Below are 11,760 nucleotides of genomic sequence, written 5' to 3' on the forward strand. Positions count from 1 at the left end.
CCATGGATGAATTAATAGACATTTTAGATGCTGAAGGTAACATGACGAATACTACCGCCATGAAGTCTGAAGCGCATAAAAATGGATGGTTTCATCAAACCGTTCATATTTGGTTTTATACTTCGGATGGAAAAATTTTACTTCAGCAACGCGGGAAGAATAAAGATGTTTATCCGTTACTATGGGATGTATCTGTTGCAGGACATATTGGCGCCGGTGAAGACATTGTAACATCTGCTTTGCGAGAAGTACAAGAAGAAATAGGGCTAAGCATTGCTCCTTCTGATTTAGAAAAAATAGGAATCTTTAAATCTGTAAAAAAACACTCCGAAGAGCTGAAAGATTATGAATTTCATCACACATTTATAACTGAGCTAAAATTGCCATTTAATACACTTCAAAAGCAGGATAGTGAGGTTGAAGCCTTGAAACTAGTCTTAAAAAACCAGTTCGGGACTGAATTACAAGATGTCTTCAAATATAACTATGTTCCTCATGACATTTCTTATTATAAAACTATACTTAAAGAAATATCAGATAGATTAAACAAGCTTTAAAGAAATTACTTCCGAAAAAAAATGGAATTTATTAAAATCCGGATTCTTCAGCCATTTTTACAACGCCAACGGTTAAAATCAAATTGGCAAAACGACGCTGTTCTCCAGTCTGTATTATTAAGGTCGTATTTTGGTCTCTAATTTTATCGTAGAATGCCCAACGCTCCATTTCATCCCAAGTTACATCACCAAGTATTTTTTTATATGCATCGTGAATTTCAGCGTTTGCTTCTGCAGGTTTCTCCATTACAATAGCTCCTTGTACAGGGCAAACTTCCAAAATTCCTTCCAAAACAGTTAATGCATCTAACAATCCTGGACGAAAATTTAAATGTACGGTAGTCGAATTAGGACCGGTCATAGCACCTACCGGTAAATTACCATCTGCAATGACCACTTGCGCAAAATGACCTGAACGCCCAAGCGCTTCCATAATTGTTGGATGAATAACTGGTGTCTTAAGCATAGTTATAATTTTAAAAAATGAGAACAAAACGCTAGTTCGTGATAACCAACTAGCGTTCTTTAAATTATAAAGAAATATTACATGTTATACACTCCACCATTAATATCAAGCGTAGCTCCAGTAATAAAGCCATTATATTCAGATGCTAAATACAAAACCGCTCGAGCAACATCATCTGCATTACCCGCTCTTTGAATAGGAATACCTTTTGTAGTTTCTGCAGCAGATTCTTTAGTTGTATGTGTATTGTGAAATGAAGTACCTAAGATGAGCCCTGGTGCAACAGCATTTACTCTTGTACCTTGCGGACCTAATTCTGAAGCAAGTGCCCTTGTGTAGGTTAAAATAGCCCCTTTACTAGTAGAATAGACTAAAGATCCGGGGTGACCACCTTTACGGCCAGCCAATGAAGCCAAATTGACGATGCTACTATTTTCATTTTTTGCTAAATAAGGTGCTGCAGCTCTCGTAACGAACATCATTGATGTAAGATTAATATCCATCACTTTGTGCCAAAATTCAGTTTCCATTTCGCTTAGCATTTTACGCGCAACTAATGAACCTGCATTATTGATTAAGACGTTAAGACCTCCTAAAGCTTCAACTGTTTTCTCTACTAATGCATTTGCGTCTTCTGCTTTTGTTAGATCTCCGCTAATTGCAATTGCTTTTAAACCCTTATCAGTTGCATATTTTACTAATTCATTTGCAGTATCTGCACTTGAAAAATAATGAACAGCAACATTGGCACCACTATCAATAAAATGTTTCGTTATTGCTTCTCCAATACCCTGAGCACCAGCAGTAATGAGTATATTTTTTCCAGATAATTTGTTACTATTCGTCATAATTTTCAATTATAAATCTCGATTTTGTTTTGGTTTAAATCTAACCCCGTTGTACAATTTCAAACTGCACAACCAGATTGGTTAACCAAATATAATCAAAAATGACTCAGTAAAATACTATCTGATTTTAAAGTACTTAACTTAAAAAAGCTACGAATTGAGAAACATTGTCTAAACTATACTCTTTTTGTGAGCCTTCTTTCATGTTTTTAACGATGAAAGAATTAGTATCTAATTCTTGTTCCCCTATTAAAATGACATAAGGTACATTGCGATTATTGGCGTATTTCATCTGCTTTTGCATCTTGGCACTCGACGGGTACATATCAGCTGTGACACCTGCTTTACGCAATTTACTTACCAGCTTCAAAGCCGCCATAGCTTCTTTTTTACCAAAATTTACACAAAATACTTGCAGTGATTGATCTATTGCTTCAGGAAAAAGATTTAAATCTTCTAACACCAAATAAATTCGATCTAGACCAAATGAAATACCTACTCCGCTTACATTCGTTAGTCCGAAAATACCGGTAAGATCATCATAGCGACCACCGCCACCTATAGATCCCATTTGCACACCTTCTGGTGCAGCAACTTCAAAAATGGCTCCTGTGTAATAATTTAGTCCGCGTGCAAGGGTTACATCAATCGATAAATTAGCAGATTGCAAGCCTAAAACAGCGATCGTTTCTAAGATAAAACGAAGTTCTTCCAATCCTTTTTTACCTTCTTCAGAATCTTTTAAAAGTTCATCTAAACGTGCTAATTGCTCGTCATTAGTACCTTGAGGTATAAACAACGGAGAAGCTTTTTCAATGGCTTCCTCAGAAATTCCTTTTGCGAGCATTTCTTTTTTAACGCCGTCTTCCCCTATTTTATCCAACTTATCTAAGGCAACGGTAAAATCTATCAACAGGTCTTTAGCACCGATAACTTCAGCGATGCCTGCTAATATTTTTCTATTGTTCATTTTTATGGTTGCCCCTTCCAATTTTAATTCGGAAAATACAGCATCATACAACTGAATCAATTCTACTTCTTGTAATAAGGAATCTGACCCAACGACATCGGCATCACATTGAAAAAATTCTCTAAATCTTCCTTTTTGCGGTCTATCTGCTCTCCATACCGGCTGGATTTGATAGCGCTTAAAAGGGAAATCCAACTCATTTTGATGCATTACCACGTAACGAGCAAACGGTACTGTTAAATCATAACGCAATGCCTTTTCTGTAATCTTCGGAGCAATACTGTTCGAATTTTTATCTGCATAAATGGCATCATCTACCTTACTTATAAAATCTCCAGAATTTAATATCTTAAAAATTAATCGGTCACCTTCTTCTCCATATTTACCCAACAACGTATCTGAATTCTCAAAAGAAGGAGTTTCAATGGGCTGAAAGCCATACGTTTGAAAATTCTTTTTTATAATATCAAAAATGTAATTACGCTTTGCAATTTCTGATGGATTAAAATCGCGAGTTCCTTTTGGTATAGATGGTTTCTGTGCCATTAATTTTTTATTGTATTGCAAATATAACCTTCCAATAAATAAGGTGATATTGCAATAGTATGAATATTAGATTTTTACTTTTCTAAGACGTGCCTATTACATTTTCGAACCACTGGTATAAATCGCCCTTTGTAATTACCGCACCTTGTTTTAATAACAAAAACTTATCTACATTTTTGTCATCGGTATACGCTTTTGCAGCGGTTAAATATTCAACAAAGTCTGATTGCCAGTTTCTTTTAAACCAATCAAAACCAACTGCAGTTGTTAAATCTATCGCTGGATTCATCACTTTTACCGAAATTAATTTCATCTCTTTTTCAGTTAAATGAAATAGGTGCATTTGCTTATCTGAAATATTCTCTAAATAAGAAACCTTACTCAACACTCCTTCCCAAACCAAATCACTAAAAACATCTAGTTCTTCTTCCGCTACTTTTGGTTTATCTTTTTTTATGGAATCCCACTCATCTCCCGTTATAGATTGTGTTGCCAGAAAATTAATGAATTCTGGATGCAATTCTTCCAATTGCTCTTTTGTTAGCCTCGTGTATTTCATTTTGCAAAAATAAAAAGCCCTAACATATTTGTTAGGGCTTTTACAACTTAATTTTAAAAAGTTAGAAGATATATCTCAATCCTACTTGTGCTTGCCATCTAGATAACAAACTTGCATCGTAACCAAAAGTTTCTGTCAACTCTGGATTAAACGTGTATGTTGGCACACTTGTAGCTGGATCAACAGTTACACCCACAGGCTGAATGTTGTTCGGTTGTTGAACCAAGCCCCAATCAGAACTGATCATGTTACCAATATTCAATACATCAACACTGAATTGAATAGTATTTGTTTTTCCTTCTGAAACGGTGATTTTATAATCTTGTAAGAACTTTACATCCCAACGACCCCTCCATGGTGCTAAAGCTCCGTAACGCTCTGCATACTGCCCTCTTTGACCACTTAAGTAATCATCTTGAGCAATATAAGCATCAAAAGCAGCACCTTGACCAGCTCCTGCAAATTGCATTTGACCAATTTCTGCAGAGGTTGGTACATAAATTAGATCATTAAGGCCTGACCCATCTCCATTAATATCACCACCATAGGTATAGTTGAATCTACCACCTTGGGCATACTCGAAGAATGTAGAAAGTGTACTACCCCATTTACCATTACCGTATACCCAGTTTTTACTAGCTACACCAATGAATCTGTGCTTATCTCCATATTTAGAAGGTGCTAAAACGTCTGCATTTGCATCGTTTACAACAGGGTTACCTACGAAAGCATCTGATGTAATTTCTGCCTCAATAGAATTCACATCTTTAGCATCTAAATAGCTATATGCCAACATGGTATATAAACCTTTATCAAATGTCTTTTGAGCTTTAAAAGAAGCGTTCCAAATTCTACCTTTATTTGAATTTGTAAATACATAAGGTCCTGCTCCCAAACCAAAGCTATTTAATAAATCGCCTGATGTATATGTCGCTCTTGTATCAACCCCAGATAAATTACCTGAAGGAGATGTCAGTGCCCAGTTTTGCACATGTGGTCCATTAATATCTTTAGTATACGATAAATCTGCTGTAAGCACCATACCATTATCTAAACGCTTATCTGCACCTAAATTAGTTCTCCAAACCTGTGGAAACTTGTAATCTGGATCAACTGCTTGCAAGAAAAATACATCTGGTGATGAAATTTGGTTTCCTAGCCATACGAATGGGAAACGACCTGTAAACAAACCAGAACCACCACGTAATTGTAATGATCTATCACCATTAACATCATAGTTAAAACCAACTCTTGGTGAAATTAACCAATCATTAGAAGGCATTTGGGTATTGTCGATAAATACAGTTTCGCCCGTATTAGGGTTTTGGTAAGGCTGATCTGCGATTACAAAACCTCTGTCGATAACATCTTGTGCTTTTGTTGCTGAATCAAAGAATAATGGCTTATCGAAACGAACACCGTATGTTAATTTAAATTTCTCATTTACATTCCATTCATCTTGCACATAAAATGCTAATTGACCTACATTAGTTTCTGCTAACGCCCAACCTTCGCCATCTGGCACTGCATTGTTAGCGTTGAAGGTAGCTTGAGGTCCAGCAAAATCATAATCATTGACATCAAATTCTGCAATATCAACTCCTCCGAATAAATCAAAACCATAAGCGGTTAGGTTAAACGAGTTATCGAACATGAATTTTTCTAATGAAAAACCTACTGTGTACGTATGATCACCTTTATAAAAATTAAGGTTGTTCGTAATTTGTAATACCTTTTGATCCAATCTATTATTTGCTGAAAATGGCTCATGACCAGCGATTATATAGTTAGAACCATCTTTTGTAATGTTAATAGAAGGAGCCGGAGTAGAGAACGGATTTCTGAAATCGTTAAAATGAGTATAACCTACTTGTAATTTATTTGATGCTGTTGCAGACAAAGTTGAGTTTAACTCCACCTGAATAGATTTTAGCTCATTGTTTATTTCATATCCTGAATTCTGAAACTGCAATGTGTTTGCATTCGGACCTCTAAACTGTATAGCTGATGGGTGAGCTGGCTTTTGTTTAGATGCATTCAAAAAGTTATAAATAACTGCTAAACGATTATTATCATTAATATTCCAATCTAACTTGAATAGACCTTTTGTAGATTCTGCATCATGCGTAAAACCTTGATAAGAACCTGGATCATAACCTACCGCCAATAATTGATTTTGTACAGCTATTAAATCACTTTCTAATACTCTAGATTCATTAATTGCTCCTGAACCTGTATTTGGCACCCAACCGTTTGTACCTAAATCTGTACGCTGATCTTTTTCGAAGTTAGCAAAGAAAAATAATTTGTTCTTAACTATTGGACCACCAATACTAACACCATATTGACTTTGATCTAATTTAGGCTTTACTATTTCATCACCTTTGATTTTACCACCGGTCATATCTTCATTTCTAAAGAAACCATAAACAGTACCGTGAAATTCGTTAGACCCACTCTTAGTAACTGCATTTACAGAAGCTCCTGTAAATCCTGACTGAGTAACATCATATGGCGCTGTAGATACTTGAATTTGCTCAATTGCATCTAAAGATATTGGTTGTGAATCTGTTTGCCCACCTGGTGTAGCAGCATCTAATCCGAAGGGATTATTAAAAATAGCACCATCTAAAGAGAAATTATTAAACTGATCATTTCTACCTCCAAATGAATTTCCACTAGCAGTTGGCTCTAAACGAGTAAAATCTGAAGCTGAACGAGAAATTGTCGGTAAACGTGTTAATTCTCTTCTACCAACACTAGTCTCTGCACCGGTACGATCACTACTAAAGGTACCTGACCGATCAGATACTACAGTAACCTCGTCTAATGCCTGACTTTCACTTGCTAATTTAATATCAACATTAAAAGTTTGCCCTAATGACAAATCTACATCGGCAAGTTCGTAAGGTTTAAAACCTACATAAGAAATTTCTACTTTATAAGGACCACCAACACGTAGGTTCAAAAGGTTGAATCTACCATCTTCATTGGTAATTGACCCGTACTTTGTACCTGTTGGGGTGTGGACGGCTACAATGTTTGCGCCAAATAGTGGTTGATTTTGATCATCCATTACTAAACCTCTAATATTAGAGGTGGTAACCTGACCGTAAGTTGCACCTGCGAAAAGTAGCAACAATACTTGCAAAAACAAGCTGTTTTTCATTTTTATTGGTTTTGAGTTATTTATGAGTTCTTTAACAAAAATACCAATAAAAAAAGAGCTATGCAGGCATAGCTCTTTTAAATTTATCAACTTAGATAGTTAATTATTTTTGTTCCGCAACTACTTCGAAACCAAAATCAACAATCACCTCACGGTGTAATCTAATTTGTGCGTTGTAAGGTCCAGTTCTTTTAACTGCACCACCTAAAATACTAATGAATTTTTTGTCGATCGAATGACCTTCTTTTGCAATTGCATCAGCCAAATCACCATTAGTAACAGAACCGAACAATTTATCGGCAGCACCTGTTTTAGCAGTAATTTTTAATTCTAAAGCTTTTAATGCCTCTTCGATTTTCTTAGCAGCATCAACAACTTTTTTCTCTTTATGTGCTCTTTGCTTTAAGTTTTCAGCTAAAACTTTTTTAGCAGAAACAGTAGCCATAGCAGCTAAGCCTTGAGGTATAAGGAAATTTCTTCCGTAACCGTTCTTAACATTTACTACGTCGTCTTTAAAACCTAAATTTTGTACGTCTTCTTTTAATATAAGCTCCATGATTCTTTTCTTTTATTTTAATAAATCAGCAACATATGGCATTAACGCCAAATGACGAGCTCTTTTTACGGCTTGTGCCACTTTTCTTTGATACTTCAATGAAGTTCCAGTAAGTCTTCTAGGTAACAATTTACCTTGCTCGTTTACCAACTTCAATAAAAAATCAGCATCCTTATAATCTACGTATTTAATACCAGATTTTTTAAAACGACAATACTTCTTCTTAGTGTTGGTTTCAATATTTAATGGAGTAAGATACCTGATCTCTCCATCTTTCTTTCCTTTTGCCTGTTGTTGTAATGTTGCCATAATACTTAAGCTTTAGCGGTTTTGTTTCTTGTTCTTCTTTTTTCTGCCCATGCAACAGCGTGCTTGTCCAACTTAACGGTCAAGAAACGCATAACACGTTCATCTCTTCTAAACTCCTGTTCGTAAGGTGTAACTACCTCACCAGTGTTAGTAAATTCAAACAAGTGGTAAAAGCCACTCTTTTTGTTTTGGATTGGATAAGCTAATTTCTTTAGCCCCCAATTCTCTTTAGCTACCATTTTGGCGCCATTGTTAATTAAGAAATCTTCGAATTTCTTAACTGTTTCCTCTATCTGAACATCAGATAGAACGGGATTCAAAATGAAAACAGTTTCGTAATGGTTCATATTATATTTGTTTTTAAAGAGTGCAAAAATAGATATTTTTTTAAAATAATTATAAGAAATACGAATATTCTTCGTTATTGAATGGTAACAACATTAAAAATTAAACCAAATCTTAAACATATCATCATTACCAATTACACGATCAACAGTGCATTGTTCACATCTTTTGTTGCAGTTCAGCTTGTTTTTTCTGTTCTTTGTCGATGATTTAACCCCACAAATCAACCCTTATGAAGTTAAGAAGTATCATCGTTGACGACTCATCTATGCAAAGGATGGCCGTTGCCAAGTTGGTAAACAATCATCCGAATTTGACTATGGTAGCTGAGTACAGTAATGCTATCGAGGCTAAAAACGGAATCAAGAACCATGAAATCGATCTTATATTTCTTGATGTTGAGATGCCAATTATTACAGGATTCGACCTACTCGAGTCACTAGAAAACAGTCCTCAGGTAATTTTAATTACCGGTAAACCAGATTATGCACTTAAAGCATTTGACTATGACGTAACGGATTATTTACATAAACCGATTACCATGGCACGTTTTGATGCATCTGTTAAAAGAGCTGTTGCGAACTACGAACAATTGCACAGAGTCAATGAAGACGAAGAGCACATTTTCGTAAAGAGTAACCTAAAGAAAAGAAAGGTTATTTTAAATGATATTAAGTGGATAGAAGCACTTGGTGACTACATAAAACTAGTAACTGATGAAGCGAATATCGTAATCTTATCAACAATGAAGTCTTTTGAAAAGCAATTGCCAGAAGATAAGTTTTTAAGAATTCACAAATCATATATCATTAACCTTGAAAAGGTTGAGAAATTCAACAGTAAAAATGTTGAAGTTAGCGGTAGATCAATACCTCTAAGTAGAAATAAAAAGACAGAACTAGCCGAAGCGCTTAGTAACGTATAATATATGGTATAAATTTACTTATAAAAAAGACCGCTTATAGCGGTCTTTTTTAATTATATATGGTCGACATTATAGATCACCCGAACACTTCTATACATTGCCACAGCTTTAAACGATTTTTCTATTCGCCTAATATTTGCTTTTGTCTGTGCCAATGATTGTACTTTTTGAACTTTAATTACGATATGTTTCAAATACTGATTTCTAATTCTTGCCACTGGCGGATATTCAGGTCCTAAAACAGTACCACCAAAATTCGTGCGTAACGCCCCCGCAAACCAATCTGCAGCTTCGTTCAGCACATTGTAATTTTTATGCTTAAATGTTACTTTAATAATTCTATTTACCGGAGGATATTTAAATTGCTCTCTTTCATACAACTGCTCGGTATACATACCTTCATAATCACTTGTAGTTACTTGCTTTAATATTTGATGATACGGATTATAGGTTTGTATGATAACACGACCTCTTTTTTTGGTTCGCCCTGCCCTACCCGATACTTGGGTTAATAATTGATAGGTTCTTTCATGCGCACGATAATCAGGAAAGTTCAATAACGAATCTGCATTCATAACTCCTACCAAATTCACATTTCTAAAATCGAGACCTTTAGTTACCATCTGTGTTCCTACCAAAATATCTAACTCATGTTGCTCGAAAGCAGTAATAATCTTTTCATAACCGTGTTTGCCCCGAGTAGTATCTAAATCCATTCGACCAACCTTAGCTTCTGGAAATAATTCTGAAACCTCTTTCTCTATTTGCTCGGTACCAAAGCCTTTTGTATCTAAATCTGGACTACCGCATGCAAAACAAATTTCTGGCAATGCCGTATGGTGACCACAATAGTGGCAACGTAATTGATTTCTATATTGGTGATAGGTTAAACTAACATCGCAATTTGGACATTGCGGAGTATGACCACATGTTAAACACTCCATTAATGGCGCAAAACCACGTCTATTCTGAAAAAGTATGATTTGCGCACCGTCTTTTAAGGTTTCTTCCATCTCCATAAAAAGACGCTCAGAGAAATGACCTTTCATATTTCTTTTTCTAGAAGCTTCTTTAATATCGACCAACTCCATTTCTGGCATTAGCACATTACCATAGCGCCTCGTTATTTCTGCGTAACCATATTTACCCGTTTGTACATTGTAATAACTTTCTACACTTGGTGTTGCCGATCCTAATAGAATATTCGCCTTATGTAAATGACCTAATACTATGGCAGCATCTCTAGCATGATATCTTGGTGCAGGATCAAATTGTTTAAAAGAACTCTCGTGTTCCTCATCTACAATTACCAACCCCAACTTGCTAAAAGGCAAATACATTGCCGACCGAGCACCTATTACCAATTGCGCCTTAGGTTTCGCTTGTAAAACGTTTTGCCAAACTTCTACACGTTCTTGAACATTATATTTAGAATGGTAAATGGCTATTCTTTCTCCAAAATATTCTTGAAGCCTACTAATAAGTTGCGTGGTCAAGGCTATTTCTGGTAATAAGTACAATGCCTGCAACCCTTTTTCTAGACATTCTTCAATAAGCTTTACGTAGACCTCTGTTTTGCCCGAAGATGTTACTCCTTTTAATAGGGTAACTTTATTTGCTTCGAAAGCAGATTTTATATCTATTAAGGCTGCTACTTGATATTCATTTAAGTCTTTTGTATCTGAATTATCTGTGTCACCATCATAAATGACTCTATCGGTTTTAATAAAATACTCCTCTAAAACTCCCTTATCGACCAGTGACTTTATTACTGCTTTAGAACTACCGCTAGATTTTTCAAGTTCAGAAACCTTAATGGGTTTTTGACTTTTTCCTTGTAACTGAAATAATGAAAGTACGACTTGACTTTGCTTTGGAGCTCTCGTAAGTGAATTTAATAATTCTTCTAGTTTTTCATCGGATGTATGCTCTACACCCAACTTAACATACCGAACCAATTTTGGCTTGTATTGATCATACACTTCTTCTTTTAAAACAATTACTTTTTTCTCTAATAATCGTTGAAGAATTGGCAGTACATTCTTACGCTCTATAATTGCTGAAACTTCTTGAACTTTTAATATAGATTGATGTTGTAGTGCTTCGAACACCAAAAATTCATCATCTAAAAGCTCATTTTCATCAATTTCGTATGCTGTATTTCTAAGTACTAATGTTTCACTTTCTAATAAGAAAGCGCTTGGTAACGCACTGCGTACCACTTCACCCAAAGTACACATGTAATAGGAAGCTATCCAATCCCAATGTTTAAGCTGGGTCTCATTTACAATGGGGTAATCGTCTAATAATTCGTGAATTTCCTTTGCTTCATAGACTTCTGGCGGATTCTTATGAATACTTTGAACAACGCCTGTATATATTTTTGATTTTCCGAAAGGTACCGCAACACGCATACCAGGCTGAAGTACTTTTGCCTCTTCTTCAGTAATACTATACGTAAAACTTTTCTCTAGCGGAATAGGTAATATTACATTAATAAAGTTTGTCAT

11 protein-coding genes are annotated in these 11,760 nt (G+C 35.4%); 2 read left to right on the forward strand and 9 right to left on the reverse strand.

Translation table 11 applies throughout. From position 1 onward, the window contains the following. Window positions 1-2: 2 nt before the first annotated feature. On the forward strand, window positions 3-557 hold the full coding sequence (locus ACPF9A_RS00105; protein ID WP_424000489.1) for an NUDIX hydrolase: 555 nt from the start codon (window positions 3-5) through the stop codon (window positions 555-557). Between the two features lie 31 nt (window positions 558-588). On the opposite strand, the gene ACPF9A_RS00110 is transcribed toward ACPF9A_RS00105, so the two are convergent. From ACPF9A_RS00110 to rpsF, 8 genes are all read right to left on the reverse strand, one after another. After that, window positions 589-1,023: an RbsD/FucU domain-containing protein gene (locus tag ACPF9A_RS00110; protein WP_424000491.1), complete on the reverse strand. Its 435-nt coding sequence runs from the start codon at window positions 1,021-1,023 to the stop codon at window positions 589-591. Window positions 1,024-1,100: 77 nt separating this feature from the next. Continuing rightward, the gene (locus ACPF9A_RS00115) at window positions 1,101-1,871 is read right to left on the reverse strand and encodes an SDR family NAD(P)-dependent oxidoreductase (RefSeq protein WP_424000493.1); all 771 of its coding nucleotides are present in this window, start codon (window positions 1,869-1,871) and stop codon (window positions 1,101-1,103) included. Between the two features lie 136 nt (window positions 1,872-2,007). Further along, entirely contained in the window at window positions 2,008-3,387 is a 1,380-nt protein-coding gene (hisS, locus tag ACPF9A_RS00120) for a histidine--tRNA ligase (protein ID WP_424000495.1), read from the reverse strand. A gap of 82 nt (window positions 3,388-3,469) precedes the next feature. After that, window positions 3,470-3,946 (reverse strand): DUF6495 family protein, encoded by a 477-nt coding sequence (locus tag ACPF9A_RS00125; protein ID WP_424000497.1) that lies wholly within the window; start codon window positions 3,944-3,946, stop codon window positions 3,470-3,472. A gap of 61 nt (window positions 3,947-4,007) precedes the next feature. Next, window positions 4,008-7,115 (reverse strand): TonB-dependent receptor, encoded by a 3,108-nt coding sequence (locus ACPF9A_RS00130; protein ID WP_424000499.1) that lies wholly within the window; start codon window positions 7,113-7,115, stop codon window positions 4,008-4,010. 103 nt (window positions 7,116-7,218) lie between these two features. Then, window positions 7,219-7,671: a 50S ribosomal protein L9 gene (gene rplI / locus ACPF9A_RS00135; RefSeq protein WP_424000501.1), complete on the reverse strand. Its 453-nt coding sequence runs from the start codon at window positions 7,669-7,671 to the stop codon at window positions 7,219-7,221. A 12-nt stretch (window positions 7,672-7,683) separates the two neighbouring features. After that, complete coding sequence (gene rpsR, locus ACPF9A_RS00140; protein ID WP_027067300.1) at window positions 7,684-7,980, reverse strand: 30S ribosomal protein S18; 297 nt, start codon at window positions 7,978-7,980, stop codon at window positions 7,684-7,686. Window positions 7,981-7,985: 5 nt separating this feature from the next. Continuing rightward, window positions 7,986-8,327, reverse strand: a complete 342-nt coding sequence (gene rpsF / locus ACPF9A_RS00145) for a 30S ribosomal protein S6 (protein ID WP_027067301.1) — start codon at window positions 8,325-8,327, stop codon at window positions 7,986-7,988. A gap of 230 nt (window positions 8,328-8,557) precedes the next feature. Between rpsF and ACPF9A_RS00150 the strand changes: the two genes are divergently transcribed. Further along, window positions 8,558-9,250: a LytR/AlgR family response regulator transcription factor gene (locus tag ACPF9A_RS00150; RefSeq protein ID WP_027067302.1), complete on the forward strand. Its 693-nt coding sequence runs from the start codon at window positions 8,558-8,560 to the stop codon at window positions 9,248-9,250. Between the two features lie 53 nt (window positions 9,251-9,303). On the opposite strand, the gene priA is transcribed toward ACPF9A_RS00150, so the two are convergent. Beyond that, the gene (gene priA, locus ACPF9A_RS00155) at window positions 9,304-11,760 is read right to left on the reverse strand and encodes a replication restart helicase PriA (protein ID WP_424000504.1); all 2,457 of its coding nucleotides are present in this window, start codon (window positions 11,758-11,760) and stop codon (window positions 9,304-9,306) included.

The sequence above is a fragment of the Maribacter sp. IgM3_T14_3 genome (assembly GCF_049603095.1).
Taxonomy (GTDB): domain Bacteria; phylum Bacteroidota; class Bacteroidia; order Flavobacteriales; family Flavobacteriaceae; genus Maribacter.

What these genes read in the sequence shown, in the direction of transcription:
- ACPF9A_RS00105 (WP_424000489.1), top strand. Translation starts at nt 3, where the DNA reads ATGGATGAATTAATAGACATTTTAGATGCTGAAGGTAACATGACGAAT.
- ACPF9A_RS00110 (WP_424000491.1), bottom strand. Translation starts at nt 1,023, where the DNA reads ATGCTTAAGACACCAGTTATTCATCCAACAATTATGGAAGCGCTTGGG.
- ACPF9A_RS00115 (WP_424000493.1), bottom strand. Translation starts at nt 1,871, where the DNA reads ATGACGAATAGTAACAAATTATCTGGAAAAAATATACTCATTACTGCT.
- hisS (WP_424000495.1), bottom strand. Translation starts at nt 3,387, where the DNA reads ATGGCACAGAAACCATCTATACCAAAAGGAACTCGCGATTTTAATCCA.
- ACPF9A_RS00125 (WP_424000497.1), bottom strand. Translation starts at nt 3,946, where the DNA reads ATGAAATACACGAGGCTAACAAAAGAGCAATTGGAAGAATTGCATCCA.
- ACPF9A_RS00130 (WP_424000499.1), bottom strand. Translation starts at nt 7,115, where the DNA reads ATGAAAAACAGCTTGTTTTTGCAAGTATTGTTGCTACTTTTCGCAGGT.
- rplI (WP_424000501.1), bottom strand. Translation starts at nt 7,671, where the DNA reads ATGGAGCTTATATTAAAAGAAGACGTACAAAATTTAGGTTTTAAAGAC.
- rpsR (WP_027067300.1), bottom strand. Translation starts at nt 7,980, where the DNA reads ATGGCAACATTACAACAACAGGCAAAAGGAAAGAAAGATGGAGAGATC.
- rpsF (WP_027067301.1), bottom strand. Translation starts at nt 8,327, where the DNA reads ATGAACCATTACGAAACTGTTTTCATTTTGAATCCCGTTCTATCTGAT.
- ACPF9A_RS00150 (WP_027067302.1), top strand. Translation starts at nt 8,558, where the DNA reads ATGAAGTTAAGAAGTATCATCGTTGACGACTCATCTATGCAAAGGATG.
- priA (WP_424000504.1), bottom strand. Translation starts at nt 11,760, where the DNA reads ATGACAAACTTTATTAATGTAATATTACCTATTCCGCTAGAGAAAAGT.